This window comes from Frigoribacterium sp. VKM Ac-2530, from assembly GCF_015350835.1.
Classification (GTDB): Bacteria; Actinomycetota; Actinomycetes; order Actinomycetales; family Microbacteriaceae; genus Frigoribacterium.
In genome coordinates, this window is record NZ_JADKSE010000002.1 from 77,768 (window position 1) to 103,531 (window position 25,764).

Annotated in this window: 23 protein-coding genes; 13 read left to right on the forward strand and 10 right to left on the reverse strand. The window is 73.7% G+C overall.

Going from position 1 to position 25,764, the window contains the following annotated elements:
• Positions 1 to 25: 25 nt before the first annotated feature.
• Positions 26 to 1,570: a carboxylesterase/lipase family protein gene (locus ITJ48_RS09295; protein WP_194613468.1), complete on the reverse strand. Its 1,545-nt coding sequence runs from the start codon at positions 1,568 to 1,570 to the stop codon at positions 26 to 28.
• Positions 1,571 to 1,748: 178 nt separating this feature from the next.
• On the opposite strand from ITJ48_RS09295, the gene ITJ48_RS09300 reads away from it, so the two are divergent.
• Positions 1,749 to 3,461, forward strand: a complete 1,713-nt coding sequence (locus ITJ48_RS09300; protein ID WP_194613469.1) for a sodium:proton antiporter — start codon at positions 1,749 to 1,751, stop codon at positions 3,459 to 3,461.
• Between the two features lie 40 nt (positions 3,462 to 3,501).
• Entirely contained in the window at positions 3,502 to 4,809 is a 1,308-nt protein-coding gene (locus tag ITJ48_RS09305) for an ABC transporter permease (RefSeq protein ID WP_194613470.1), read from the forward strand.
• Positions 4,810 to 4,921: 112 nt separating this feature from the next.
• On the opposite strand, the gene ITJ48_RS09310 is transcribed toward ITJ48_RS09305, so the two are convergent.
• A complete protein-coding gene (locus tag ITJ48_RS09310) occupies positions 4,922 to 5,227 on the reverse strand; it encodes a hypothetical protein (RefSeq protein ID WP_194613471.1) in 306 nt (101 codons plus the stop codon).
• Positions 5,228 to 5,384: 157 nt separating this feature from the next.
• A complete protein-coding gene (locus ITJ48_RS09315; RefSeq protein ID WP_194613472.1) occupies positions 5,385 to 5,867 on the reverse strand; it encodes an 8-oxo-dGTP diphosphatase in 483 nt (160 codons plus the stop codon).
• A gap of 118 nt (positions 5,868 to 5,985) precedes the next feature.
• On the opposite strand from ITJ48_RS09315, the gene ITJ48_RS09320 reads away from it, so the two are divergent.
• From ITJ48_RS09320 to ITJ48_RS09335, 4 genes are read left to right on the forward strand one after another with little or no spacing between them, the layout of a single operon-like run.
• On the forward strand, positions 5,986 to 6,336 hold the full coding sequence (locus ITJ48_RS09320) for a hypothetical protein (RefSeq protein ID WP_146904661.1): 351 nt from the start codon (positions 5,986 to 5,988) through the stop codon (positions 6,334 to 6,336).
• A 50-nt stretch (positions 6,337 to 6,386) separates the two neighbouring features.
• The gene (locus ITJ48_RS09325; protein ID WP_194613473.1) at positions 6,387 to 7,196 is read left to right on the forward strand and encodes a hypothetical protein; all 810 of its coding nucleotides are present in this window, start codon (positions 6,387 to 6,389) and stop codon (positions 7,194 to 7,196) included.
• Positions 7,197 to 7,241: 45 nt separating this feature from the next.
• Positions 7,242 to 9,350 carry a S9 family peptidase gene (locus tag ITJ48_RS09330; protein WP_194613474.1) on the forward strand — a complete coding sequence of 703 codons (2,109 nt, stop codon included), beginning with the start codon at positions 7,242 to 7,244 and terminating at the stop codon, positions 9,348 to 9,350.
• An 18-nt stretch (positions 9,351 to 9,368) separates the two neighbouring features.
• Positions 9,369 to 9,926 carry a DUF1697 domain-containing protein gene (locus ITJ48_RS09335; protein WP_194613475.1) on the forward strand — a complete coding sequence of 186 codons (558 nt, stop codon included), beginning with the start codon at positions 9,369 to 9,371 and terminating at the stop codon, positions 9,924 to 9,926.
• A 123-nt stretch (positions 9,927 to 10,049) separates the two neighbouring features.
• Here the strand turns inward: ITJ48_RS09335 and ITJ48_RS09340 are convergent, their stop codons facing one another.
• On the reverse strand, positions 10,050 to 10,829 hold the full coding sequence (locus tag ITJ48_RS09340) for a CYTH domain-containing protein (protein WP_194613476.1): 780 nt from the start codon (positions 10,827 to 10,829) through the stop codon (positions 10,050 to 10,052).
• An 88-nt stretch (positions 10,830 to 10,917) separates the two neighbouring features.
• Between ITJ48_RS09340 and ITJ48_RS09345 the strand changes: the two genes are divergently transcribed.
• On the forward strand, positions 10,918 to 12,273 hold the full coding sequence (locus ITJ48_RS09345) for a phosphotransferase (protein WP_194613477.1): 1,356 nt from the start codon (positions 10,918 to 10,920) through the stop codon (positions 12,271 to 12,273).
• A gap of 115 nt (positions 12,274 to 12,388) precedes the next feature.
• Here ITJ48_RS09345 and ITJ48_RS09350 read toward each other — a convergent pair whose 3' ends face one another.
• On the reverse strand, positions 12,389 to 14,146 hold the full coding sequence (locus ITJ48_RS09350; protein WP_194613478.1) for a pyruvate dehydrogenase: 1,758 nt from the start codon (positions 14,144 to 14,146) through the stop codon (positions 12,389 to 12,391).
• Positions 14,147 to 14,289: 143 nt separating this feature from the next.
• On the opposite strand from ITJ48_RS09350, the gene ITJ48_RS09355 reads away from it, so the two are divergent.
• On the forward strand, positions 14,290 to 14,562 hold the full coding sequence (locus ITJ48_RS09355; protein ID WP_123548654.1) for a mycoredoxin: 273 nt from the start codon (positions 14,290 to 14,292) through the stop codon (positions 14,560 to 14,562).
• A gap of 120 nt (positions 14,563 to 14,682) precedes the next feature.
• On the opposite strand, the gene ITJ48_RS09360 is transcribed toward ITJ48_RS09355, so the two are convergent.
• Complete coding sequence (locus ITJ48_RS09360) at positions 14,683 to 15,078, reverse strand: VOC family protein (protein ID WP_194613479.1); 396 nt, start codon at positions 15,076 to 15,078, stop codon at positions 14,683 to 14,685.
• Between the two features lie 753 nt (positions 15,079 to 15,831).
• Here ITJ48_RS09360 and ITJ48_RS09365 point away from each other — a divergent pair.
• Entirely contained in the window at positions 15,832 to 16,185 is a 354-nt protein-coding gene (locus ITJ48_RS09365; RefSeq protein ID WP_194613480.1) for a hypothetical protein, read from the forward strand.
• 280 nt (positions 16,186 to 16,465) lie between these two features.
• On the opposite strand, the gene ITJ48_RS09370 is transcribed toward ITJ48_RS09365, so the two are convergent.
• Entirely contained in the window at positions 16,466 to 18,598 is a 2,133-nt protein-coding gene (locus ITJ48_RS09370) for a DEAD/DEAH box helicase (protein ID WP_194613481.1), read from the reverse strand.
• Between the two features lie 394 nt (positions 18,599 to 18,992).
• The gene (locus ITJ48_RS09375; protein WP_194613482.1) at positions 18,993 to 20,237 is read right to left on the reverse strand and encodes an aminoglycoside phosphotransferase family protein; all 1,245 of its coding nucleotides are present in this window, start codon (positions 20,235 to 20,237) and stop codon (positions 18,993 to 18,995) included.
• 94 nt (positions 20,238 to 20,331) lie between these two features.
• On the opposite strand from ITJ48_RS09375, the gene ITJ48_RS09380 reads away from it, so the two are divergent.
• Together ITJ48_RS09380 and ITJ48_RS09385 are read left to right on the forward strand one after the other, a co-directional pair.
• On the forward strand, positions 20,332 to 21,465 hold the full coding sequence (locus ITJ48_RS09380) for an FUSC family protein (RefSeq protein ID WP_194613483.1): 1,134 nt from the start codon (positions 20,332 to 20,334) through the stop codon (positions 21,463 to 21,465).
• On the forward strand, positions 21,462 to 22,430 hold the full coding sequence (locus ITJ48_RS09385) for an alpha/beta fold hydrolase (protein ID WP_194613484.1): 969 nt from the start codon (positions 21,462 to 21,464) through the stop codon (positions 22,428 to 22,430). The genes ITJ48_RS09380 and ITJ48_RS09385 overlap by 4 nt, the downstream gene beginning before the upstream one ends.
• On the opposite strand, the gene ITJ48_RS09390 is transcribed toward ITJ48_RS09385, so the two are convergent.
• Positions 22,405 to 23,163, reverse strand: coding sequence for a triacylglycerol lipase (locus ITJ48_RS09390; protein WP_194613485.1), 759 nt, complete (start codon positions 23,161 to 23,163; stop codon positions 22,405 to 22,407). The two genes, ITJ48_RS09385 and ITJ48_RS09390, sit on opposite strands and share 26 nt — an antisense overlap.
• A 24-nt stretch (positions 23,164 to 23,187) precedes the next feature.
• A complete protein-coding gene (locus tag ITJ48_RS09395; protein WP_194613486.1) occupies positions 23,188 to 23,550 on the reverse strand; it encodes a hypothetical protein in 363 nt (120 codons plus the stop codon).
• A 286-nt stretch (positions 23,551 to 23,836) separates the two neighbouring features.
• Here ITJ48_RS09395 and ITJ48_RS09400 point away from each other — a divergent pair, with 286 nt between their 5' ends.
• Together ITJ48_RS09400 and ITJ48_RS09405 are read left to right on the forward strand one after the other, a co-directional pair.
• On the forward strand, positions 23,837 to 24,343 hold the full coding sequence (locus ITJ48_RS09400) for a Dps family protein (protein WP_192041463.1): 507 nt from the start codon (positions 23,837 to 23,839) through the stop codon (positions 24,341 to 24,343).
• A 104-nt stretch (positions 24,344 to 24,447) separates the two neighbouring features.
• A complete protein-coding gene (locus ITJ48_RS09405) occupies positions 24,448 to 25,656 on the forward strand; it encodes an NAD(P)/FAD-dependent oxidoreductase (RefSeq protein WP_194613487.1) in 1,209 nt (402 codons plus the stop codon).
• Positions 25,657 to 25,764: the final 108 nt, after the last annotated feature.

Consider the following 25,764-nt stretch of genomic DNA (forward strand, 5'->3'; position numbering starts at 1 on the left):
CGTGCGCCCGGTCCGCGCGCAGGCCTCAGACGTGCGGCACGAACTCCTGCCAGGCACGACGCCTGTCGCCCCGTGGGTCCTCCTCGACCCGGTCGACGTCGTCGATGACGAGCGTGCGGCGGTGCTCGGGCTCGTAGGTCGGCCAGTCGGCGACCGCCCCGGTGAGGACGAACTCGACCCAGCGGGCGCGCATGCGGGAGGCCGTGCGGAGGAACGCGCGACGACCGCCCAGCAGGCTCATCGCCCAGCCGAACGGCGTGCGCATCCGGTCGTAGAGCGCCCAGAGCTCGAGTCCGTGGAACGCGTCCACCCCGGCGACGCGGAGGATGCGCGGCGCGGCGTCGAAGCGGTAGAAGCGCACCGGCTGGTGGCGCGCGTGGCGCTCGGCGACCTTCACCGACGGGAACCAGAACGCGTAGTCCCCGCCGAAGTCGAGCGCCGCCGGGCGGTCGGGCAGCCCGGGGTAGAGCTTCTTGATCGCCTTGCGGGACGGCTTGGCGGTGGCCGCGAAGATCGCGCGGATGCGCGGCTTGGTCGTCGCGAGGATGTCCCGCCGGCCGGTGAAGACGGAGCCCTCGCGGTCGTTCGTCCCGATGATCAGGGGCACCGGGTGGGCTCGGCCGGCCTTGAAGGCGTCGAGGGGCCGTTCCGGCAGCACGTCGCCGTCGATCACCGGGCAGAAGCAGATCGTGCCCGGCTCCTCGTCCGGGGTGCGGAGCTGCAGCTCGGCCGCCGCCCGCACGACCGAGGCGACCGGCGCCTCCTCGAGCATCCGTGCCGCGTCGTCGAGCGACGTCGACTCGAGGTCGTCGTCGCCGACCTGGTGGCTCAGCAGCTCGAGGAACTCGGCCGCCCAGCGCCGCGTCACCTCGGGCAGGTAGACCGCGTTCGTCGGCGAGCTCTGGGCGATGGCCCGGGCGAAGAGGCCGCGCGCCGACGGCACCGTCATCAGAGTCGTCACCGCGTTGCCGCCCGAGCTCTCGCCCGAGAGCGTGACGGCGTCCGGGTCTCCCCCGAACGCCGCGACGTTGGCGCGGACCCACTCGAGCGCCGCGACCTGGTCGCGGAGCCCCAGGTTCGACTCGACCGGGCGCTCGGGCGTCGACCAGTGCGAGAGGTCGAGCCAGCCGAGCGCGCCCAGCCGGTAGTTGATGCTGACGTAGACGAGCCCTGAGTCGCGCACCAGCGTCTCGCCCTGCCTCGGGTACTCGCGCGACGAGCCGACGCTGTAGGCGCCTCCGTGGACGTAGACGAGCACCGGGAGGCGGTCGCCCGGCCGGGAGTCGCGGGGCGCGACGACGTTGACGGTGAGGCAGTCCTCGTCGAGCGGGGTGCGGCGGTCGACGCCGACGAACTGCCCTCGGTCCTGCGGGGCCGCCGGGCCGAACTCCGCGGCGTCGCGGACGCCCGGCCAGGGCGCGGCCGGGACCGGGGCCCGGAAGCGGCGAGCGCCGGTGGGAGCCGCCGCGTACGGGATGCCGCGCCAGGCGAGCACGCCCCGCTCGCGCACCCCGCGGACGAGGCCGCCGGCGGTCTCGCGCAGCAGGGGGTCGTCGTCGGTCCGGGTCACGACCCGACTCTACGAGGCTCGGGCAGGCGCCGCGGCCCCCTGTCGCGTGCCGCTCGCACGCCGGTCGTCCGCCCGACGACCGTCGTTCATCCGGAGTTCTCCGAGGTGCCGCCTGAGAGACTGGTGAACGACTTCACACACTGCACATCTGCACCGACGGAACGGGGACTCACGCCGCATGGAACTCGCCGAAGTGCTGATCATCCTCTCGGGCTCCCTCCTCGTCACCGGCTTCGCGCGCTGGAAGGGCCTGCCGGCCCCGCTGCTCACGGTCGCCGTGGCGCTCGCCGTGTCGTTCCTCCCCGGGGTGCCCGACATCCAGATCGACAGCGAGGTCATCCTCACGGTCGTGCTGCCGCCGCTGCTCTACTCGGCGTCGCTCGACGTGTCGCTGCTGAACTTCCGTGAGAGCCGCGTCCAGATCCAGCGGCTCGGCATCGGCGCGGTCGTCGTCACCGCGTTCGTCGTGGGCGGGGTCGCCTACGTGCTGATCCCCGACATGACGTGGCCGGCCGCCGTGCTCGTCGGCGCCGTCGTCGCCCCGCCCGACGCCGTGTCGGCCGCGGCGATCGGTCGCAAGCTCGGCCTGCCCCGCAAGGTGATGACCGTGCTCTCGGGCGAGAGCCTGATCAACGACGCGGCGTCGCTGACGCTGGTCAAGGTGTTCCTCGCGATCGTGGGGGGCGCCTCCTTGACGCTCTGGCAGGACCTCGGCATCTTCGGCCTCGCGATCGGGGTGGGCGTCGCCGTCGGCCTCGTGCTCGGCTTCGTCGCGCACCGCGTGCGGATGCGCATCGACGACCCCGTCATCGAGAACGTGATCGGGCTGCTGCTGCCGTTCATCGCCTACATCACGGCCGAGGAGCTCAGCGGCTCGGGAGTGCTCGCCGTCGTCGCGGCCGGCCTCTTCGTCGGCTTCAACTCGCCCCGCACCGGCTACGCGACCCGGCTGCAGGAGCGCCCGTTCTGGGCCGCCGCGGACGTGCTGCTCGAGGGCTTCGTCTTCGCCCTGATCGGGCTGCAGCTGCGCACCGTCGTCCAGGAGGTGGCCGCCAGCGACCGGGGACTCGGCCAGAGCGTCGGGGTCGCCTTCGTCGTCCTCGCGGTGGTGGTGCTCGTCCGGCCCGCGTTCGTCTTCGCCAGCTACTACGCGGCCCGCGTGCTGCGCTACCTGCTGTTGTCGCGCCTCCTGCGGGGCATGCGCCGGGTGCCGGCGCTGCGGCGCGTGCGGTACCACCCGCAGCCGCGGCTGGACTGGCGGCAGCTGACCGTCATCTCGTGGACGGGCATGCGCGGGGTGGTCACGCTCGCCGCCGTCGTGTCGATCCCGGCCGTGACCGAGAGCGGGGTGCCCGTGCCCGCGCGCGACACGATGTTCCTGATCGCGTTCGTGGTGACCGTGGGGACGCTGCTGCTGCAGGGGCTGACGCTGCCCGCCGTGATCCGTCGGCTCGGCGTGCAGGACACGAGCCAGCGCGACCGCGACCTCGCCGCCGAGCTCGCGCTCTTCGCGACGAGCACCGCCGAGACGCTCGAGCACGTCGAGTCGCGGCGGGCGGCCTGGACGGCGCAGTACGGCCCCGAGCTGACCGAGCGGGCGATCCAGGCGGCGACGGCGCGGCTCGTGCGACAGAACGACGCCCTGCAGCGCGGCGCCGTCGAGGACGCCTCCGACCGCACCGTCACGGGCGCCGAGCGCGACCGGCGTCGCGAGGTGCCGCGGGCGATCAGCAAGATCCGGCGCGAGCTGCTCGACAAGCGGCGCGAGGTGGTGCTCCGCGAGCGCGACGCGGGCGCGCTCGACGAGGAGGTCATGCGCCACGTGCTGCTCGGCATCGACGCGGAGGAGCTCGCCATGGACACCAACGCGATGTCGAGCACCCGGTCGTGAGGGCCGGGCGTATCGTGACGGCGAGCGAGGAGGAGGACGCGTGACGTCGACGAAGCCCGAGCCGGGGCGCTTCCGCCGCTGGTACTCGACCCTGCACCCGTCGCTGCAGCTGATCGGCCTGCAGCTCTGGCTGCCGCTGTTCTTCATCGTCGGCTTCTGCCTCTGCTACATCGCCGCGTTCCACGCCCCGCACCCGCACGACGTGCCGATCGCGGTCGTCGGGTCGTCGTCGGAGCTGCAGCAGGCGCTCGACGAGGCGGACCCCGGCGTCTTCGTCGTCCGCGGCGAGACCACCGTCGAGGAGGCGCGCGAGGCCGTGCGCACCGGTCACGCGGCCGTCGCCTGGGACCCCGCCGACTCCACCATCTACAAGGCGAGCGCCCACCAGTACCAGGTGTCGGCGCTGATCCCCGCGATGCTCACGCCGGTCCTCCAGGCCGGAGGCGCCACCCCCGTCGTCCAGGACCTCGCGCCCCTGCCCGCCTACGACGAGTACGGCACGGTGTCGCTCTACCTCATGCTCGCCTGGTGCATCGGCGGCTACATGGTCGCGATGTTCATCGGGCTGATGGGGGCGCCGCTCCGGCACCGCACCCGGGTGTCGGTGATCGTCGTCGGCGCGCTCCTGATCTCGCTGATCACGAACACGCTCGCCGGGCCGGTGATCGGCGCGGTGCAGGGGCACTGGGGCGAGCTGGTGCTGCTCGGCTGGGCCTGGATCACGGCCATCGGCCTGACCGTGAACGGGATCAGCTACTTCGCGGGGCGCTTCGTCGCCCTGCCCGCGATGATCGTGTTCGTCTTCCTGTCGATGCCCGCCTCGGGCGGCGCCTACCCGTCGTGGTTCATGCCGCAGCCCTTCGCCTGGCTGAACGCCGTCGTCGTCGGCAGCGGCATCACCGAGATGCTCAAGCGCGTGCTCTACGACGTCGGCCCCGGCTACGGCCGCGGCCTGACGATGCTCGTCAGCTACGCCGTCGCCGGCGTCGTCCTGATGATCGTCGGCAAGGCGTGGTGGGAGCGGCGGCGCATCCGCCGCATCGTCACGGGCCGGACGACCATGTTCGCCGACGCCCAGGCCGCGAACCGCGAGTTCCTCATCAGCGAGCGCGACGACGTGCTCGCGCGGCACGGGCTCGTCGCGACCGACACGGGCAGCATCGACACGGTGCCCGAGGACGAGCGGAGGCGGTACGAGGCGGGCGCGGACGACGGCTCGGACGTCGACGGCGACGTGCACGGCGACATGTTCCTCGGGGCTCCGGGCGGGCTCGAGGACACCGGGCTCGACACGCGTCCGGTGCGCGTGGTGCGGCGGCGGGACGAGGGCGGCGGCGGGGCGCGCTAGCTGGCGCAAGCCCGGCTCACGTCACACGGCCGGCCCCGGTCGGCCGGGGACGACGACGGGCCCGTGTGCAGTGCACACGGGCCCGTGTCGCGGTCGGCCGTCGATCGCCTGGTCAGCGGCTCCCGGCAGCGACCGCGGCCGCTTCGCGCCTGGCGAGCAGGGCCTGTTCGGCGGCCCGGTCCGAGTGCGCGAAGCGGACGGCGACGACCGCGAAGCGCGTGAGCACCGCGGCGGTGCCGATCAGGGAGAGTGCGAGTCCCGTGCTCCCCAGCACGGCGCCCACGACGATCGCGGAGACGGCGACGGCCCACCCGAGGGCCACCACCCATCGCGGTGTCGTCAGGGACAACTCGGCCCACCGTCGCGCGCCACCCGTCGTGCGTGTCGCACGGATGGTGACCGCCTGGTGTCCGCTCATGTCGCACTCTCTCCTGATCGTGTTGATCTGTCACCCGAATGACTCGTCTCCATCGACTGTAGGGATCGCGCCCGGAGCGTGCGTCCCCCTCTTGCGGGGGCACCCGAGAGGGGGCAGAACGCGCCGGAGTCCTCCGTTCTGCGGACCCGGCGGGCCCTCAGGAGGTGGGCAGCGGCCGGTCGGACACCACTGTCGCGAGGTCGTCGCCGAAGGTGAACTCGTGCGACACGTGTCCCCCGACGAGCACGTCGGGCAGCCACTGCCGGGCGTCGTCCCACATCTCGTCGAGGGGCAGGTCGGCCACGTCGTGCCAGGCGGGCACGAGCTCGTCGCTCTCGGCCGGCTCGCCCTGCCAGCGGGTCGTCACGAACACGGACGAGCGCTGGCTCCACGACTCGCGGTGGGGGAAGAGGTAGAGCAGCTCGCCCCGGGGGTCGAGGTCGGCAGGGTCGACCGTCACGCCCGCCTCCTCGGCGACCTCGCGGACCGCCGCCTCGACGGCCGCCTCGCCCGGCTCGAGCTTGCCGCCGAGGCCCACGTGGTAGCCGACGCCGAGGCCGGTCTTCTTGCGGCCGAGCAGCACCTGGGCGACCCCGTCGCGCTCGCGGAGCAGGTACGTGACGCAGACGCGGTAGGGCATGCCGCCCAGGGTAGCGACCGACGGCCCGGCGCCGAGCAGGACCCAGGGACCGGGACGCGGGAGGCGCGCGACCGGCACCGAGGAGGCGTCCAGGGACGCCCCGCGTAGGGTCGTCGGCATGCCCGAGACGCCCGACGCACCCCGCGGCGGCGTGCCGGAGTTCCGCGGTGCCGGCCGGAGCCTCGAGGTGCTGCGGGCCGAGGCGCACGACGAGCTGGCCGCCCTGATCGAGCTGCGCTGCCGCGGCGGCGAGGACCCGTGGGACGTCGTGCCGTCGCTGCCGACCGTCGACGAGCAGGTCGTGATCGGCATCCGCGCCGACGCCCGGGGCGTCGAGGGCGTGCCCGTCGCGGGCGGCCTCGGGGCCGAGGACGAGCTGCGGTTCCTCCGCGGGGTGGCCCTGTGGCACCCGGAGCTGTCGCGCGCCGTCTGGTCGTTGATGGGGCGGATCGACGCGGCGTCGCACTGAGGCACAGCGGCGGCGCTCGCCGTGTCGGGGGTCACGGCTAGCGTGGCCGCATGATCTGGAGCGACGTCCTCACCGTGACGCTCGGCGCGTTCCTCGGCGCCGGGGCGGCCTTCGCCTCGAACCTGCTCGTGCGGCTGCTCGAGTCGCGTCGGGCCGAGGCGTCGGCCCTCAACGAGCTCGTGACCGAGATCCACTTCCGGCGGGTACTCCGGCGCACCTCGGCGACGCGCAGCCCCGACGCCGCGACCCGCGATCCCGGCTGGCAGCACGCACGGCGGTCGATCGCAGCGCTGCGGGGCGTGATCCGGGCGGCGCGTCGGCGCACGCGTCCGCGCTCGACGGCGCTGCCCGTGCTCAACGAGATGACGCTGGCGTGCAACACGTTCCTCGACGACAGCGAGGACGCGCCCGACCTGTACCGCCTGCACCTCCTGCAGCTGCACGCCCGGCTCAACGAGAGCGTGCGACGCCTCCGCGACCCGCGCCGGGCCATCGCCGACCTCGAGCCGGGCGAGGCGCACCTCGCCCCGACCGTCGCGGGGCTGCGGGCCCCGACGACGCTGCTGCCGGACGACGGGCTGCAGCCGGGAGGCGCGGGTACCGTCGCCCGCATGACCAGCGACGCGCACGCCGACCAGCCAGCCCCTGCCGACCTGCCCGACGACGACCTCGACGGGCTCGCCACGCTGCCGGGCGTGCGCACCGCCGGCGGCGCCGAGAAGGCCGGCACCCCGGAGGAGGCGGCCGAGATCCGCCGGCAGGAGGCCGCCCCCGGCCCCGCCGACAGCCACGTCGCGTCCGACGAGTACCCGGACGTCCCCGAGCAGGACGGCCTCACGGGGTCCGACCGCGGGGTCTGAGGCACGAGCCGGAGCACGACGCGGCAGCCTGGCTAGGCTGGCCGGATGGCCTCCCTCACCCCTCCCCGCGCCCCGCAGAAGCCCGTCGTCCGCAGCCACCACGGCCACGACGTCGTCGACGCCTACGAGTGGCTGCGCGACAAGGAGGACCCCGAGGTGATCGCCCACCTCGAGGCCGAGAACGCGTACACGGCCGAGCAGACCGACCACCTGGCGGCCCTGCGCGAGACGATCTTCGCGGAGATCAAGGGCCGCGTGCAGGAGACCGACCTCGGCGTCCCCGTGCGCGAGGGCTCGTGGTGGTACTACTCGCGCACGGCAGAGGGGAAGCAGTACGGCATCCACTGCCGCGCCCCGATCTCCGGGCCGGACGACTGGACTCCCCCGGCGATCGCCGCCGACCGCCCGGCCGAGGGCGAGCAGGTGCTGCTCGACGGCAACGTCGAGGCCGAGGGGCACGACTTCTTCTCGCTCGGCAGCTTCGACGTCTCGGCCGACGGCACCCGCCTGGCCTGGGCCGTCGACACGACGGGCGACGAGCGCTACCTGCTCCGCGTCCGCGACCTCGAGACCGGCCGCGACCTCGACGACCGCGTCGAGGACACCGCTCCCGGCGCCGTGTTCGACGCGACCGGCGAGTGGATCTTCTACCCCACCGTCGACGATGCGTGGCGGCCCGACACCATCTGGCGGCACCGCGTCGGCACGACGGGCGACGACGTCGTCGTGATGACCGAGCCCGACGAGCGCTACTGGATCGGCGTCGGCCTCACCCGCAGCCGCCAGTACCTGCTGATCGAGATGGGCTCGAAGATCACCAGCGAGACCTGGCTGCTGGACGCGACCCACCCGACCGGCGAGTTCCGCGTGGTCTGGCCCCGCCGGGAGGGCGTCGAGTACGAGGTGGAGCACGCCGTGATCGCGGGCAGCGACCGCCTTCTCGTCGTCCACAACGACGGTGCCGAGAACTTCGAGCTCGTCGACGTTCCGGCCGACGACCCGACCTCGACGACCGACCGCCAGGTGGTCGTGCCGCACAGCGCCTCCGTCCGGCTCGAGTCGGTCGACGCGTTCGCCGGGCACCTCGTCGTCGAGTACCGCCGCGAGGCGCTGCCGCGCTTCTCGGTCGTCCCCCTCGGCCCCGACGGCATCGGCGAGCCGGTCGAGGTCGAGTTCGACGAGCCGCTGTTCTCCGCGGGTGCCTCGGGCGGCCCCGAGTTCGCCCAGCCGACCGTGCGCTTCGTGCACACGTCGTTCACGACGCCCTCCACCGTCGTCGACCTCGACGTCCGCAACGGCGAGCGTCGCGTGCTCAAGCGCCAGGTCGTGCTCGACGACTACGACCCCGCCGACTACCAGCAGGCCCGCGAGTGGGCGACGGCCGCCGACGGCACCCGCATCCCGATCTCGCTCGTCTGGCGGCGCGACGCCGTCCGCGTCGGCGAGCCTGCTCCCCTGCACCTCTACGGCTACGGCTCGTACGAGCACAGCATCGACCCGGGCTTCAGCGTCGCCCGCCTCTCGATGCTCGACCGCGGCGTGGTCTTCGCGGTCGCGCACGTGCGCGGCGGCGGCGAGATGGGCCGCGCCTGGTACGAGCAGGGCAAGACCCTGTCGAAGAAGAACACCTTCACGGACTTCGTCGACGTCGCCGACCACCTCATCGCCGAGGGCCGCACCAGCCCCGAGCTGCTGGTGGCCGAGGGCGGCAGCGCGGGCGGCCTGCTGATGGGCGCCGTCGCGAACATCGCCCCGGAGCGCTTCGCCGGGATCGTCGCGGCCGTGCCGTTCGTCGACGCCCTGACGAGCATCCTCGACCCGTCGCTGCCCCTCACCGTGATCGAGTGGGACGAGTGGGGCGACCCCCTGCACGACCCCGAGGTCTACGAGTACATGGCGAGCTACACGCCGTACGAGAACGTGCGTGAGGGGGCGACGTACCCGCGCATCCTCGCGGTCACCTCTCTCAACGACACCCGCGTGCTCTACGTCGAGCCCGCGAAGTGGACGGCGCGGCTGCGCGACGTCGGCGCTCCCGTGCTGCTCAAGACCGAGATGTCGGCCGGCCACGGCGGCGTCAGCGGACGCTACGAGTCGTGGCGCGAGCGAGCCTTCGAGCTCGCCTGGCTGCTCGACGTGCTCGGCCGCGCCTAGGCCGTCGGGGACGACGCCGTGCGGGACCCGGGCAGGCTCGACCACGTCGCGCTGCTGCGCGGGATCAACGTCGGGACGGCGAAGCGCGTGCCGATGGTCGAGCTGCGCGCGGCCGCCGAGGAGCTCGGACACGAGCGAGCCGCCACGCTGCTGAACAGCGGCAACCTCGTGTTCTCGGCCGATCGTCCGCTCGGGGCCGAGGACGCCGACGCCCTGCGGGCAGCCGTCCGCGAGCGCACGGGCGTCGACGCCGAGCTGGTCGTCCTCGGCGGCGACGCGTTCGCGCGGATCGCGGCGGCGAACCCGCTGCGCGACGGGTCACGTGAGCCGAAGCTGCTGTCGGTCGCCTTCGCCCAGGCGGGGCGTCCCGTGGTCGAGGAGGTGCCTCCTGCGTCCGACCTCGCCCCCGAGCTGATGGTCGTGACGGGCGAGGCGGTCTACCAGTGGCTGCCCGACGGCGTCCTCGCCAGTCGCGTGCCCGCCGCGTGGTGGCGGTCGCTCGCCGTGCCGGTCACGGCACGGAACGACGCCACCGTGCGCAAGATCGAGGCGCTGCTCGCCTCACGCCGCCCCTGACGTCGCCCGCAGCCTCCGCTCCCGCCGCTCACCGCCTCCGTCCATCTCGAGGGCGGGTCATCGCGGCCGAGGGCGGGTCCGCGGCGACCCGCCCTCGACGCAGGCGACCCGCCCTCGGCAGGCTCAGGCGGGCTCGGCGCCGAGGCCCCGGGCGAGCTTCGAGCGCGACGTCGAGGGGACGGCGCCGCCGGCGAGCAGGCGCTCCTCGATCGCGTCGAGCAGGGCGTCTCCCGCCGGGCCGTCGACGCCGGGGGCGAGCTCCGCCTCCCACTCGCGCCAGCGTCGGACGACGGGCTCGGCGCCGTCTCGGCCCGGCACGGTCGCCGTGACGACGTCGTCGGCGAGCTCGGCCACCGCGTCGCCCTCCGCGTCGACGAGCGTCGTCGCCATGCGCGTCGTCTCGAGCACGATCACCGGCGCGACCGACCGGCCGCGGAGCTGCTCCTCGACCCGGGCGAGCAGCTCGGCGGGGACTCCCTCGTCCTCCGAGCCGAGGGGCACGTGCACCTCGCGCCTCCCCCGCGTGCTGCCGTCGGAGGTCGATGCGGCCGTCGAGTGGTCGGTTCCTGTCCCCTGAGGGGTCTCGGAGGACATCTCCCGACCACTCGAGTCCTGACCACTCGAGGCCGAGCCGGCGGCCACGGGCGGCAGCTTGAGGTGCCAGCCCTCGTCGTGGCCGCCCGTCCGGCGGCGGAGCGTGATGCGAGAGCCCAGCAGGAGGTGGTCGTCCGTGTCGTGGTAGACGGCCCGCAGGTGGGCGGGGGCGGAACGCTCGACGCGGGCGACCTCGAGGACCGGGGCTGCGCCTCCTGCGGGGCTCGAGAGGCCGTCGAGGTCGGGGACGACCGCCTCCGCGTCGACGTCGTACTTGCGCTCGATCTCGGTCTGCTCGCTGGTGCTCATGCAGACAGTTCTAGCCCGGCGGTCTCCGAGCGTCCCGGGCCCGGAGAACGCCGGTCTCTCGACCTGCCCGCGGGCGTAGGGTCGGGGAATGAGCGACGTCGCCCCGACCCTTGCCGGATGGATGGCGCGACAGCGCTGGTACGCCACGAAGGGCAGCACGCCCGCGATCCGGGTGATCGGCTCGTTCGAGGCCGACCTCGACGGCGTCCTCGCGATGACGCTGCTCGTGATCGACGAGGCGCCCGAGCTGCCCGTGCTGTACCAGGTGCCCGTGGTCGCGCGCCGCACCCCGCTGCCCGGCGGCGACGCGGCGTTCATCGGCTCGGCCGACGACCTCTACCTCTACGACGCCCCGCACGACCCCGCGTACGCCCGTCACCTCTTCGAGCTGATGTCGAGCCGTGCGCACGTGGAGGGGTCCGACGTCGTCGTCGACGGGACGCCGCTCGTCGAGGCCGGGCGGGTGCGGAAGTCGCGCGTCCTGAAGGGCGAGCAGTCGAACACGTCGATCATCTACGACCTCGAGGGCGGGCCCGTCGAGCACGCCATCGCGAAGGTGTTCCGGGTGCTGCACCACGGCGACAACCCCGACGTCACGACGCAGGCCGCGCTGACCGAGGGCGGCTCGACCAGGGTGCCGACGACGTTCGGCTCGCTGCACGCCACCTGGCCCGACCCGGGCCGCGACCACGGCGAGGCGCGCGGCCACCTCGCCTTCTCGCAGGAGTTCCTCGCCGGCGCCGAGGACGCCTGGCGCGTCGCGCTCGACGCCGCCTCCGCCGGCCAGGACTTCACGACCTCCGCCCGCGAGCTCGGCACCGCCGTCGCCGAGGTGCACGCCACCCTCGCCGACCAGCTCGGCACGGTCGACGCCGACGACGACGCCGTCGCCGAGGCCCTCACGAGCATGCGGCGCCGCATCTCGATCGCGGCCCGCGAGGTGCCCGAGATCGCCGAGCACGAGGAGGCGGTCCTCGCCGTCTACGACGCGGCCGAGTCGCTGACGTGGCCGCGCCTCCAGCGGATCCACGGCGACCTGCACCTCGGACAGGCCCTGAAGTCCCCCAGCCGCGGCTGGACCCTGCTCGACTTCGAGGGCGAGCCGCTGCGGCCGATGCCCGAGCGCTCGCGCGCCGACCTCGTGCTGCGGGACATCGCCGGCATGCTCCGCTCGTTCGACTACGTCGCGGGGTCGCTCGCGCAGCAGACCCCGGCGGTCGACGCGGCGGCCTGGGCACACGACTCGCGCGTCGCCTTCGTCGACGGGTACATCGCCTCCTCGGGGGTCGACGTGCGCGCCCAGCGCGCCCTGCTCGACGCGTTCGAGATCGACAAGGCCGTCTACGAGGCCATCTACGAGAAGCGGAACCGGCCGGACTGGATCGGCATCCCCCTCGCCGCGGTCGCCCGGCTCGTCGCGCGCTCGGGTCGCCGCGCGGGCTGAGGCCCGCCCCGCCGCCCCTGCCCTCGGGCCACGCGCGGTCGTGACGGAGCGAAGGAGGCGCGACGCCGGTCCTCGGGACCGGTGCCGCGCCTCCTTCGTGCTGCCGTGCCGGGCCCTACGGCCTCGGCACGTTGCGCAGGTTCGAGCGCGCCATGGACACGACCTCGCCCGCGCCTCCGTTCATGACGATCTTCGACATCGCCAGCGAGAAGCCCTTCACCTGGGCCCCCGTGATCGCGGGAGGCAGCGAGAGCGCCTGCGGGTCGGTCGCGATGTCGATCAGCGCCGGTCCGTCGTGCTCGAACACGGCCTGGAAGCCGTCGCGGAGGTCGCCCGGCTGGTCGACGTGGACGGCGTGGATCCCGATCGAGCGGGCGACGGCGGCGTAGTCGACGTAGGGCACGTCGACGCCGAAGTCCGGGTAGCCGTCGACGAGCATCTCGAGCTTGACCAGGCCGAGGGTCGAGTTGTTGAAGACGACGATCTTCACGGGGATCTCGTACATCTTCGCGGTGATCAGCTCGCCCATCAGCATCGAGAGCCCGCCGTCGCCCGACATCGAGACGACCTGGCGGCCGGGGAACGCGAGCTGGGCGCCGAGCGCGTGCGGCAGGGCGTTCGCCATCGAGCCGTGCAGGTACGAGCCGAAGACGCGACGACCGGCGGTGGGCGTGATGTACCGGGCCGCCCAGACGTTCGCCATGCCGGTGTCGGCGGTGAAGATCGCGTCGTCGGCGGCGATCTCGTCGAGGATCGACGCCGCGTACTCGGGGTGGATCGGCACGAGCTTCTCGGCCCTCTTCGTGTACGCGCCGACGACGCTGCCCATCAGCTTCTCGTGCTTCTTGAGCGTCTTGTCGAGGAACCGGCGGCTCTTCTTGGGCTTCACCAGCGGCTGCAGCATCCGCAGGGTCGGCAGCACGGCCCCGTGCACCGGCACGTGGACCGTCGCGCGACGACCGATCACGGCCGCCTCGACGTCGACCTGCGCGATCGTCACCTGGTCGCCGTCGGGCAGGAACTGCGGGTAGGGGAAGTCGGTGCCGAGCAGGACGAGGAGGTCGGCGTCGTGGATGCCCGCGTGCGCGGCCCCGTAGCCGAGCAGGCCCGTCATGCCGACGTCGTAGGGGTTGTCGTGCTGGATGACGTCCTTGCCGCGCAGGCTGTGGCCGATCGGCGCCCCGACGACGCCGGCCAGCTCGACGATCTCGTCGTGGGCGCCGCGACCGCCCTCGCCCACGAAGAACGCGACGGTGCCGGCGGCGTTGATCGCGTCGGCGAGGGCCTGCACGTCCTCCTGCGCGGGGACGAGCTCGGGGGCGCGGGTCGTGAGGTGGGGCGGCGTGGCGCCCTGCGCCTCCAGCTCGGCGACGTCGCCGGGCAGCGTCACGACGCTGACGCCGTGCCCGGCCACCGCGTGCCGGATGGCGGAGGCGACGACCGACGGCGACTGGACGGCCGTCGAGATCATCTCGGAGTAGCCCGAGCACTCGACGAAGAGCCGGTCGGGGTGCGTCTCCTGGAAGTAGTCCGAGCCGATCATCGCGCTGGGGATGTGACTCGCGATCGCGAGCACCTTCGCGCGGCTGCGGTGGGCGTCGTAGAGGCCGTTGATCAGGTGCAGGTTGCCGGGGCCGCACGAGCCGGCGCAAACAGCCAGCTCGCCGCTCATCTGCGCGTCGCCGGACGCCATGAAGGCCGCCGCCTCCTCGTTGCGCACGTGGATCCAGTCGATGCCGCCCTTCGCCGAGCCACCCGTGCGGCGGACCGCGTCGACGATCGGGTTCAGGCTGTCGCCGACGATCCCGTAGATGCGCCGGACCCCGGCGGCGACGAGCTGGGCGATGATCTGGTCGGCGACGGTGTCTGCCACGGGGTCCTCCTGGTGCGGTGCGTGATGGTGTGGGGACGCAGGAGGCGGTGGGCCGGCCCCTTCGACGGGCCGGCGCCTCCTGCTGTCGTGTCTCCCAGCCAACTCCCCCGTCCCTCACCGCCGACCGGGCATAGCCTGAGGCCATGACCGACACCGCCACCTCCTACGTCCCCGAAGCCGGCTCCATCACGATGTTCAGCACGTCGTGGTGCGGCTACTGCGCCCGCCTCAAGCAGCAGCTGGGCAAGCAGGGCATCGGCTTCACCGAGGTCAACATCGAGGAGGTCGCGGGCACCGCCGAGATCGTCGAGAGCGTCAACGGCGGCAACCAGACGGTGCCGACCGTGATCTTCCCCGACGGCTCGACCGCGACGAACCCGTCGCTCGCCGACGTGAAGGCGAAGCTCGGGCTCTAGTGCCCGGCTGACGCCCGTCGGCGCTCACGGGCGCCTGCGATCTGTCGCGGGCGCCTGCGACGCGAGAACGCCCCGCTCCTCCCTCGGGAGGCGCGGGGCGTTCGCGTGCGCCGGGTCGCGTCAGCTCTGCGGTGCGGCCGCGAAGAACTCGATCTGGTTGCCGTCGGGGTCCTTGACCATCAGGGTGGTGCCGAAGTCGGGGTCCTCGAGGTCGGACTCGATGCCGACCGACGCGGCGTGCTCCTGCCAGGCGACGACGGCGTCGCGGTCGGCCACGGCGAAGCCGATGTGGTCGAGGCCGGGCACGGTCGGGTCGAAGGGCACCGCCTTGCCGGCGGTGTAGGCGGTCACGCCGAGGATCTGGCCGTTGCCGACCGAGAAGAGGCGACGGTCGAGCCCGTCGAGCACGATCTGGCCCACGGGGGGTGCCCCGAGCAGCGACTCGTAGAACGCGAGGCTCGCGTCGAGGTCGGACACGGTGATGGCGACGTGGGCGTAGCCCTGGATCTCGGGCATGGGGTGCTCCTTCGGGTGCGTGCGTGTGGTGGTCACCCGACCCAACTCCCGCCTCCTGGGAGGCGTCCCTCCCCCGTCGCCCCGCACTCGCTCTCCGTCCACAGGCCCGACCCGAGGAGGCGCTGGCGCCGGCCGGAGGACGCCACACTCGCCGCGTGCTCCCCTCCCGCGCCTCCGGCCTGCTGATCCGGTCCCGTCACGACGACCCCGCCGAGCGCCGGGCGAACGCCCGCGGCGAGCTCGTGCGCGTCGCGCCTGGCCGCTACGTCCGCGCGGCGGACTGGGCGCCGCTCAGCCCCGAGGACCGCGTGGTCCTCCGTGCCGTCGCCGTCCTGAACAGGCTCGAGACCGACGTCGTCGTCTCTCACGTGTCCGCCGCGGCGGTGTGGGGCATGCCCCTCGTCGGTCGAGAACCCCAGTCGGTCACCGCGACGGACCCTGCGAGGGAGCGCACGCACACCGGACGGCACCTGACGAAGTACGCGGCCCCGCTCGGCGACGAGGACGTGCTGGTGCTCGACGAGATCCTCGTGACGAGCCCGGCCCGCACCCTCGTCGACGTCGCGCTGTCGTCGTCCCGGAGCCAGGCCGTGGCAGCACTCGACCACAGCCTCCGCACGAAGCTGTGCACGCGGGACGACTACTGGACCGCCCTCGACCGACGCGACCGCGTCAGGGGCGCGATCCGCGCCTCCTGGGCCGGCACCTTCGCCTCCCCCCCTGGCGGAGTCGGCTGGCGAGTCCGTGCTCAGGGTGACCCTCGAAGGTCTCGGGTTCCCCTCACCCGAGCTCCAGCACCCGTTCACCGACGGAGACGGCCTGATCGGCTACGGCGACTTCTGGTGGGACCGTGCTGGCGTGCTGGACGAGTTCGACGGCCTGAAGAAGTACCGCGCTGCCGAGTACCGCGGCGGTCTCAGCGTCGAGGACGTCGTCGTGCGCGAGAAGCTCCGCGAGGACCGGCTGCGCGCACTGCCCGAGGTACAGGGCGTGGTCCGCACGGTCTGGGCCGACTTCTCCCGCCCAGAGGGCATCGCTGCCGCCCTGGAACGGAGCGGCCTCGTGCCCGAGCGCATCGGCTTCCGTCGACTTGACCGGTCTGGATGACCCTTGGGTCCCGTTGCACCGAGAATCGTGCACTGCACCCGGACTAGACGCGGTGCAGTGCACGAGACGCGGTGCGGTGTCACGCGGGCCTCAGCGCACCTGCGTTCGTGCAACGCACCACGTAGCGACGCTCGGCGATCACCGCCGCACGCGCTGCACCGCGCTTCGTGCACTGCACCGCTTCTAGATGCGGTGCAGTGCACGAAGGGTGTGCGATACCGCCGGGCAAGAGCAGCAGCGGCGGGGCGGGCGGCAGCGTCGGGGCAGGGCGGCAGGTGGGCTACTCGGCGAGGGCCTCCGTGAGGAGGGCGACGAGCGCGCTGAGCTGGATGTCGGTCGAGTCGACCACCTCGCTGTCGTCGCCGTCGAGGGCACGCGCCGCGAGGCCCGCCTTGCTGTCGATCAGCTCGGCGATCTTCGTGTCGATCGTCTGGGCGGCGATGACGCGCCAGGCGGTGACGGGTTCTTCCTGGCCGATGCGGTGCACGCGGTCGATCGCCTGCGTCTGCTCGGCGTCCGTCCACGACAGCTCGGCGAGCACGACGTTCGACGCGACCTGCAGGTTGAGCCCGACGCCGGCCGCCGTGAGCGAGCAGACGACGACCTCGACCTCAGGATCGTTCACGAACGCGTCGATCTGGCGTTGGCGCACGGCCGGCGTCTGGTCGCCGCGGATCGACGAGTACTTGATGCCGCGCTTCGCGAAGGTCTGCTCGGCGACGTCCATGACGTCGATGTGCTTGGCGAAGAAGACGACCTTGCCGACGTTGCGGGCGAGCTGGGCCGTGTAGTCCGCGGCGAGCCCGGCCTTGGCCTGGCCGATGCGGCGCACCATGCTGAAGACGTTCTCGCCGTTCTTCGCGGTGGTCGTGTCCTCGAGCTCCCACTTGGCGACCTGGCGCACCAGGTCGTGGTCGATCCCCTCGACCCGGACGCCGGAGGTGCGGGCCGCGAGCGCGGACCGGTACCGGGACACGAGACGGCGGGCAAGCTCGCGCTCGGCCTCGCGGATCGAGCGGCCGGCCTCGTCGTCGAGCTCGACGGGCAGGTCGGCGATGCGGCGGGCCGGGATGTCGGCGGCGACGTCGACCTTGCGGCGTCGGACGATGCCGAGGTCGATGACGATCTCGCGCGCGGACGAGAAGAAGCCGGGATCGGCCGGCGTGAGGCCCGCCTCCTCGAGCTGTTCCATCAGCTCGGCGGCGGGCTTCTTGTCGCCGATCCAGCCGAGGAACTCCCAGATCGCCCGGAAATCTTCGATGTCGTTGATCAGCGGCGTGCCGGTGAGCGCCATCAGCAGCGGGTGCGCCGTGCGCGAGCGGATGCGCTCCGACAGCTGCAGCACGTGCCGCGACCGCTGAGACTCCTTGTTCTTGATGAAGTGCGCCTCGTCGACGATCATGCCCTTGAAGCCGAGGTCGCCGAGCCAGCCGACGTGGCGGTCGAGCACCTCGTAGTTGACGATCACCACGTCGGCGAAGGCGTCGAGGGTGTCGCCGTCGCCGTGGATCACCGTGGCCGTGCGGGTCGGCGTCCAGAGCTGGACCTCGCGGGCCCAGTTGGTCTTGACGACGTTGGGCACGACGACGAGCAGCGGGTAGGCGCCGGCCGCCTGCGCGGCGAGCAGCGACTGGGCCGTCTTGCCGAGGCCGGGCTCGTCGGCGAGCAGGTAGGTGCGGTGGCCCTGGCGGGCGGACTCGACGAGCTGCGCCTGGTGGTGCATGAGCGTCGCGCCGGCCGGGGCGTCGACGGTGGTCGGCTCGGGGAGCGGCATGCACGCGGACCCGCCGCCGGCGCCGTACTCGAACGACTTGAAGAGCGGGCCGAACAGCTCCCAGTTGGCGAGGCGCACCGGGTGCACCTCGCGGGTGACCTCGGCGAGCGAGAAGTCCGGCGGCAGGAACGGGTTGGCGAGCTGACGCGAGACGACCGACTGCGGCACCACCTGGCGCTCGGAGGCGGGCGCGACCGGCGCGGCCTCGCGCACGACGACCTGCTCCTCGGGCGCGAGCTCCATGCCCGCGGACATCTGCATGTCGCGCTTGAGTGCCTTGGCGCTCTCGGACACGACCGCGTCCTCGCCGAGCAGCGCGATGAGCGACGTGTCGCGGGCGGCGGTCTTCGCGAGGATCTGGGCGACGCCGTCGAGGCGCTTCATCTGCTCGGCGCGCTCGGAGTCGCTGATCGCCTTGTCGACCTTGACGCGGGCGCGCTCCTCGCGCATCAGCAGCGCGATGACCTGGAACTTCGTGCGGCTGGAGGGCTTCACCTGCCCGCGCTGGGCAGCGGCCTCCACCTCGCGCACGGCCCGGGCGAGGACGGGGATGAGCCCGTCGTTGTCCACCTCGCGGCGGCGGTGCTTCTGGGGGGCGGTGCGGGTGCCGCCCTGCTGACGCTGGCCTGGTCGAGCCAAGGCTCCTCCTCGTGGTCGACGCGACGGTCGACGATGCTGTGTCGTCGAGCGACGACGGGTGGTGCTGCGGTGCGGCGCTCCGGCCCGGGGGCCGGCCCCGGCCCTCGTCTGCCCCGGCCCTCGCCTGCCCCGACGCGACGGACCGCCGCGGTGCGGGCACCGGGGCGAGACGAGACACGGCCGGACGACTTCGGGTCGGACGGCGGGAAGGCACGGACGGACGGAACCAGCCTCAGACGCGAGGTGCGGAGGAGGCGCGGTGCCGGCGACACGTCACCGGGCCCGTGCAGACCTGGCCCACACAGACCGGAGAGGCGGACGAGCCGCCGCCGATCGTGTCGGACCCACCGCGTCGGACGACGACACGGACGGTGCTGCGCCCTACTTTACGCGCTCACGCACCCGCGACGCCACCGGGCGCCGCCGTGTCGCGGGCGGCGGGGGCCGGCCAGCCGCCGAGGGCCCCGGCCGCGGCGCCGAGCAGCTGCTCCGCCTTGCGCCGCCCGGTGTCCGTGCCGAGAGTCGCCTGGCCTCCCGCGTGGGCCAGCAGCTGGGCCGCGACCGCCGGCGCGAGGCGGTCGGCGAGCTCCGGCACCGCGCGCGCCCAGGTGCGGGAGAGCTCGTCCGCGAGCCGCTCGCACGCGCGGGCCTCGGCCTCGTCGCCGTTGCCGCGGTGCCACTGCCCCGTGACGACGAGGTGCGCGACCAGGGCCGCGGCGTCGCGGGCCGGGTGACCGAGCCCGGCGGTGTCGATGTCGAGCAGGCCGGTGACGTGCCAGGGCCGCTCCGGGTCGACGAAGAGCTGCTCGAGGTGGAGGTCGCCGTGGATGACGGCGAGGGCGTCGCCCGTCCAGGACGACCGCCGACGCTCGATCTCGCCGTACAGGGCGTGGATCTCGGGCGCACGCTGCGGCAGGGCCGTCGACAGCGTGCCGCGGTGCCACTCCGCGTGGTCGAGGGCGTCCGACTGGGCCCGGTTCGTGATGTGCACGCCGGCGACGAGCCGGCCGAGGTCGACGATCTGCCGCACGAAGCGCGGCTCGTCGGCGAGGTCGGCGACCCGCTGCCCCGCCGGCACGCCGGGGACGCGCTCGAGCACGAGGAGCCCGTCGGGCCGCGACGCGAGCACGCGGGGCACCGGGAGGCCCTGCGCTCGGAACGCCTCGTGCTGGGCGACGATCGGGGCGACGCGGTCGGGGCGGACGACCTTCACGAAGACGGTCGTCTCGGGCGAGTCGAGCCGGATGACCGCCCTCTTGCCCGGCCGGTACGCGGCGACGCTGAGGGTCGGCGAGGTGACCACGATGCCGAGCGCGGCCAGCGACTCCGTGACGCGGTCGGGGTAGGTGACGCCGGCGAGGGCGGGGAGGAGCGGGTCGGCCGGGTAGGCCCAGACGGCGAGCTGCTGCCCCGTCGACGGGTCGGTGGTGAGGACGCTCGTCGCGTCCGCGGTCGACACGTCCGTGTCGATGAAGGTCAGGACCGTGTCGGAGGTGCCCGCCTCGTCGACCGTGTCGACCTCGTAGCCGTAGAGGAACCCGTGCCCGGAGGGCTCGACCGAGTGGGGCCGGAAGGCGACGACGGTGAGCCCCGAGCCGGCGAAGGCCGCGGGGAGCACCTCTGCTGAGTTCGGCCACACGCGTTCAGTAAACCCGTCGGAGGCCGCCACCGCGGGCCGACGGCGCGGCACGGTTACCCGATCGTGATGCGGGCGCGACGGTATCCTCGGGAGCGTGCACCTCGTCTCGCGCATCCGTCAGACGCGGCGCACCCCTCTGCTCCAGGTCGCCAAGACGTCCGCCGCGGTCGTCGTCGCCTGGTTCGCGTCGGTCGCGCTGCTGCAGCAGCCCCTGCCGATCTTCGCCGCGATCGCCGCGCTGCTCGTCGTCCTGCCGAGCGTCAACCAGTCGCTCGTGCGCGGGCTCGAGCGGAGCGTCGGCGTGGTCGCGGGCGTGCTCATCGCGTTCGCGGCAGGCCAGCTGTTCGGCGCCTCCACCTGGATCGTGCTCGGCATCGTCGTCGTCAGCCTGCTCGTCTCGTGGGCGCTCCGCCTCACGCCGAGCAGCGCGAACCAGGTGCCGATCTCGGCGATGCTCGTGCTCGCGATCGGGGCGCAGACCCCCGACTACGCGCTCGACCGGGTGCTCGAGACCGTCATCGGCGCCGTGGTGGCCCTGGCGATCAACGCGCTCGTGGTCCCCCCGGTGCTGCTCGCGCCCGCCCACCTGGCCGTCGGACGCCTCACCCGCGACCTCGCGGCGGTGCTCGACGAGCTCGGCGCCGTGCTCTCGACGCCGAGCGACCGCGAGCGCCTCGGCGCCGTGCTCGTGCAGGCGCGAGGCCTGCGCGACCTCCAGGCGAAGGCCGCCGCCGCGGTCGCCGCGGGCGAGGAGAGCCTCATGCTCAACCCGCGCGCGAGCCGGCAGCGGACCGTGCTCGAGGCGGACGCCGCCCTGCTCGTCCGGCTGACCGCGCTCGTCCACCGAGCCGTCGGCATGACCCGCTCCGTGCACGACAACTACGACGTCGAGCTCGTGGACGACCCGGCCGTGGGCCAGATCGCGGAGGAGCTGCACCGGGCGGCACACGACCTGCGGCTCCGGGGACGCGAGGCCGAGGCAGGCTCGGCCCCCGCCTCCTCGGGGCCGTCGCCGGACGAGCGCCGCCTGCGCGGACAGCCCCCGCTCGACGGTGAGCGCCCGGTGCTCGACGCCGGAGACGCCGGCACGAGCCCCGACGCCTGGCCCGAGGCCCCCGCCCTCACGGCGCCGGTGCGGGTGCTCCGCCCCGACCCGGAGCACTGGGTGCTGATCGGCTCGCTGCTCGAGGACATCCGCCGGGTGCGCGAAGAGATCATCGACGAGTGACCGGCGACGTCAGCGCGGCCCCCGGCGACGCGTACGCGCCCTTCGGGCTCGACCCCGAGGAGGCGCGCGACCTGGTCGAGGACGTCGTCGACACCGCCGACGGCCGCGTCGTGCTGCACCGCTCGGCCGTGCTCGGCGACGCGGGCCCGGCCGGCGACGCGGCCCGCGCCTCCGCGACGGTGATGCTGCACGGGGCGGCCGGCTCGTGGACGACGTGGCTGCCGCTCCGCCGTGCCGTTCACGAAGCCGGCGCGGACGCCCCGGCGGCCCTCGCCGGCCCGCTCGTGCTGATCGACCTGCCGGGCTGGGGCGCCAGCCCGGCGCCCGCCGTCGCCCTCGACGTGCACGCGGCGTCCCGGGTCGTCCGCGCCGTGGCCGACGCCTGCGGGCTCGACCGCTTCGACCTCGTCGGCCACTCGCTCGGCGCCCTGGTCGCGCTGCACGTCGCCGCCCAGACGCCGGGTCCGGTCCGGTCGCTCGGGCTCGTCTCCCCCACGACGTTCTCCGCGCTCGAGGCCGCGTCGCGGCCGTGGCGCGGGCTGCGGACGGTGCCGGCCCTCGTGCTGCTGCGCGTGGTGTTCCGGGTGCTGCCCCGCGCCTCCGGCCCCCTGCTCGCCGGCGCAGCCAGGGTCGGGCTGCTGCGCGCCCTCTCCGCTCCCGTGTTCCGGCACGTGCGCCGCGTGCCCCGGTCCGTGCTCGAGGCGTTCGTGGCCGAGATCCGGCCGCGGGCCTTCGTCGCCGCGGTCGAGTCGGGCGTGGGCTACGACACCGGCACGTGGGCGAGGATCACCTGCCCCGTCGCGGTCGTCGCCGGGGCGGAGGACGCGTTCGCGCAGCCGGACGACCTGGTGCGGCTGCGGGACCTGCTGCCGGGGGCGCGGACGACCGTGCTCGTCGGCTGCGGGCACTTCGCCCACGTCGAGCGGCCGCGCGAGACGGTCAGGGCGCTGAGTCCCCGGCGCTGAGGGCGTCGCCGTCGGAGCCGAGCTCGCCGCCCTCGACCGCGGCCACGACCATGTCGACGCACCCGGGGTTCCCCAGGGGCCGGAAGTGCCCGTCGACGGGGAACGTCACGTTGACGGCCCCCGGCAGGACGCTGCCCTCGGTGACGTGCGCGTCGAAGCGCGACGCCATCGAGGTGACCCGCGCGTTCGCCTCGCGCTGCTCGGCGAGCTGCAGCAGCGCGGCGTCGCTCGGCGAGAACGCCCGCAGAGCAGGGTTCGGCAGCACGCGCGACCAGCGCGTGCCCGAGAACGGGCTGTTGATCGCCACCATCCGGTCGATGCGACGCTCGACGTCGGTGCCGACCATCATCGACTTGCCGACGAGTCCGCCCTTGCTGTGGGCGACCACGACGACCCCGCGCAGGTCGTGCGCGTCGAGGATCCGCTGCGCGGCCTCCGCGGTCGCCGGGATCGGCTGCCGGTTGTGGCGCATGCCGGGCACCACGACGACCGGGTGCCCGAGGTCGGACAGGCGCTCGCCGATCACCCGGAGGTGCCGCCAGGTCTCGTAGACGCCGGGCAGCAGCAGCACGGGGGCGCGGTCGCCGTGCCGCCACCGTGCGGGGACGACGCGGCCCGACCGCGGCACGAGGTGCACGCGCCAGACGAAGGCGTAGTCGGTCACCACGGTCGCGGCGAAGCGGACCAGGCCGACGCGACGGCGGCCACGGCCCCGGGACGGTGCGGAGGTCATGGCCCCGACGCTAGGCCGAGGTGCTCAGGCGACGCTGTGCGCCCGGGACGTGCCGGCGGGCTCGTCGTCGACCCAGACGGGGGCGTCCCGGAACTCGACGGCGGCGCGGGACGCGGCGAGCGCGCGTACCCAGCCCGTGCAGATCGACGCCCACGGCGGCGGGAACTGGGCCGCGTCGTCGAGGAGGCGGAGGGCCAGCCCGGCGTGGCCGGCACGGGCTGCGGCACTGGCCGCGTCGGGCAGCGCGCCGATCACGTAGCGGACGACGAGGACCCGGTGGTCCCACGCCATCTGGTCGATGTCGTCGAACGCGCCCCAGGCGCTCTCGATCTCGCGGCGCAGCCGCGTCACCTCGACGGACTCGAAGCCCTGCGATCCCTCGCTCATGTGCCCCCCTCAGAGCCGGACGGGCGCCGGTGCCCGTCGAATCGCGACCGGTCGGTCGCGATCGAGAAGATACCACGCCACCGGTTTCCGGACGAGAACCGGTCTCGCGGCCGGCACCGGCGCCTCCTCACCTGGGTGTCCCCCGGAAGCTGGACCGCTGCCCGGCGGGACGGGACTACCGTCCACGACGCACCCTGACCGGTGCGACGCAGCGGCTCCACGGCCGCACGCCCCCACGACTGAAGGAGTCCCCGTGTTCCAAGGATCCCCCGCCCTGCGCGAGTCCATGCAGAAGGTCCTCGTCGACCTCATCGAGCTCCACATCCAGGGCAAGCAGGCTCACTGGAACCTGCTCGGCAGCAACTTCCGCGACCTGCACCTGCAGCTCGACGAGATCGTCGACGCAGCCCGTGAGTTCAGCGACGAGGTCGCCGAGCGCATGCGCGCCGTCTACCTCGTGCCCGACGGCCGTTCGAACACGGTCGCCAACGAGACCAGCCTCGTGCAGTTCCCCGCCGGCCCGGTCGAGACCACCTCGGTCGTCGACCTCATCGTCGACCGGATGTACGCCGTCGTCGACACCATGCGCACCGTGCACGACGACGTCGACGACGAGGACCCGACGACGGCCGACGTGCTGCACAGCATCCTCGAGCGCCTCGAGCAGCTCGCCTGGATGACCGGCGCCGAGAACCGCCACCCCGAGCAGGACGCCGCGTCGGCGGACACGCGCGGACGCGACGAGGACGCCATGGCCGAGGGCCAGGACCGCGTCGGAGCCGTCGCCAACTAGCGACCCGCCGCCCGCCCCTGCGGGCACCACCGACTGGGCACCGCCCCGGAGATCCCCTACGCGACCTCCGGTGCGGTGCCCTTCCCACGACCTGGAGGCACCACATGAGCGACAGCACCAGCACCAGCACCGGTTCCGACTCCTTCGACCACGTCGTCGTGGGCGGGGGAATGACCGCCGACGCCGCGGCGAAGGCGATCCACGAGACGGCCCCCGAGGCGACCGTCCTGATCCTCAGCGACGACGTCGACGAGCCCTACACGCGCCCCGCGCTCTCGAAGAAGCTCTGGATCGACCCCGAGTACACCGAGACCGACAACGACCTGGGCACCCGCGACGCGTCGGGCGCCGAGATCCGCCTGCGCACCTCGGTCACCGCCGTCGACCGCGAGGCCCGCACCGTGACGACCGACGACGGGCGGACCGTGTCGTGGGGGCGCCTCCTGCTGGCGACCGGCGGCACGCCGACCCGGCTCGACCTGCCCGAGGACGACCGCGTCGTGCACTTCCGCACCGCGGCCGACTACCGGCGGCTGCGCGAGCTCTCGGGCGAGGGACGCCGGGCCGTCGTCGTCGGCGGCAGCTACATCGGCACCGAGCTCGCCGCGGCGCTGGTGCAGAACGACACGCGCGTGACGCTCGTCACGCCCGACGACGTACTCGGCGGCTCGGTCTTCCCGGCCGAGATCGCCACGCGCTTCGAGGAGGCCTTCGAGGAGGCGGGCGTCACGCTGGCGAAGGGACGTCGCGTCGAGGGCGGCTCGGCCTCGGACGCCGGGGTGCAGGTCGCGCTCGACGACGGCTCGTCGCTCGAGGCCGACGCCGTGGCCGTCGGCCTCGGCATCACGCCGTCGACCGAGCTGGCCGAGGCGGCCGGTCTCGAGGTCGAGGACGGCATCGTCGTCGACGCCTCGCTGCGCACCTCGGACCCGCACGTCTTCGCGGCCGGCGACGTCGCCTCCTACCCGGACCGCATCCTCGGCCGCCGTCGCGTCGAGCACGTCGACAACGCCAAGGAGCAGGGCGCCTTCGTCGGGCGCATCATGGCCGGGGCCGACGAGAGGTACGGGCACACGCCGTACTACTACTCGAAGGTCTTCGACATCTCGTACGAGGCGGTCGGCACGCTCGACGCGTCGCTCGAGACCGTGGTCGACGACAAGGGCGACGGGTCGGCCGTGGCGTACTACCTGTCGGACGGCGCAGTGGTCGGCGTCCTGCTCTGGAACGTCGAGGACGCCCGCGACGCCGCGCGCGCCGTCCTGGCCGAGGGGACGGACGTGTCGCGCGACGGGCTCGTCGGGCGGATCTGAGCCGGGACGAGACCGGACGGCAGGGCCCCGGGGACGCGCACCGCGCCTCCTCGGGGCCCTTCGTCGTGGGCGGCCTGCGGAGTCGGGCGCTCAGGCCGTCAGGCGCTC

What these genes read in the sequence shown, in the direction of transcription:
- ITJ48_RS09300 (WP_194613469.1), top strand. Translation starts at nt 1,749, where the DNA reads ATGGAACTCGCCGAAGTGCTGATCATCCTCTCGGGCTCCCTCCTCGTC.
- ITJ48_RS09310 (WP_194613471.1), bottom strand. Translation starts at nt 5,227, where the DNA reads ATGAGCGGACACCAGGCGGTCACCATCCGTGCGACACGCACGACGGGT.
- ITJ48_RS09315 (WP_194613472.1), bottom strand. Translation starts at nt 5,867, where the DNA reads ATGCCCTACCGCGTCTGCGTCACGTACCTGCTCCGCGAGCGCGACGGG.
- ITJ48_RS09320 (WP_146904661.1), top strand. Translation starts at nt 5,986, where the DNA reads ATGCCCGAGACGCCCGACGCACCCCGCGGCGGCGTGCCGGAGTTCCGC.
- ITJ48_RS09325 (WP_194613473.1), top strand. Translation starts at nt 6,387, where the DNA reads ATGATCTGGAGCGACGTCCTCACCGTGACGCTCGGCGCGTTCCTCGGC.
- ITJ48_RS09330 (WP_194613474.1), top strand. Translation starts at nt 7,242, where the DNA reads ATGGCCTCCCTCACCCCTCCCCGCGCCCCGCAGAAGCCCGTCGTCCGC.
- ITJ48_RS09340 (WP_194613476.1), bottom strand. Translation starts at nt 10,829, where the DNA reads ATGAGCACCAGCGAGCAGACCGAGATCGAGCGCAAGTACGACGTCGAC.
- ITJ48_RS09345 (WP_194613477.1), top strand. Translation starts at nt 10,918, where the DNA reads ATGAGCGACGTCGCCCCGACCCTTGCCGGATGGATGGCGCGACAGCGC.
- ITJ48_RS09355 (WP_123548654.1), top strand. Translation starts at nt 14,290, where the DNA reads ATGACCGACACCGCCACCTCCTACGTCCCCGAAGCCGGCTCCATCACG.
- ITJ48_RS09360 (WP_194613479.1), bottom strand. Translation starts at nt 15,078, where the DNA reads ATGCCCGAGATCCAGGGCTACGCCCACGTCGCCATCACCGTGTCCGAC.
- ITJ48_RS09390 (WP_194613485.1), bottom strand. Translation starts at nt 23,163, where the DNA reads ATGACCTCCGCACCGTCCCGGGGCCGTGGCCGCCGTCGCGTCGGCCTG.
- ITJ48_RS09395 (WP_194613486.1), bottom strand. Translation starts at nt 23,550, where the DNA reads ATGAGCGAGGGATCGCAGGGCTTCGAGTCCGTCGAGGTGACGCGGCTG.
- ITJ48_RS09400 (WP_192041463.1), top strand. Translation starts at nt 23,837, where the DNA reads ATGCAGAAGGTCCTCGTCGACCTCATCGAGCTCCACATCCAGGGCAAG.
- ITJ48_RS09405 (WP_194613487.1), top strand. Translation starts at nt 24,448, where the DNA reads ATGAGCGACAGCACCAGCACCAGCACCGGTTCCGACTCCTTCGACCAC.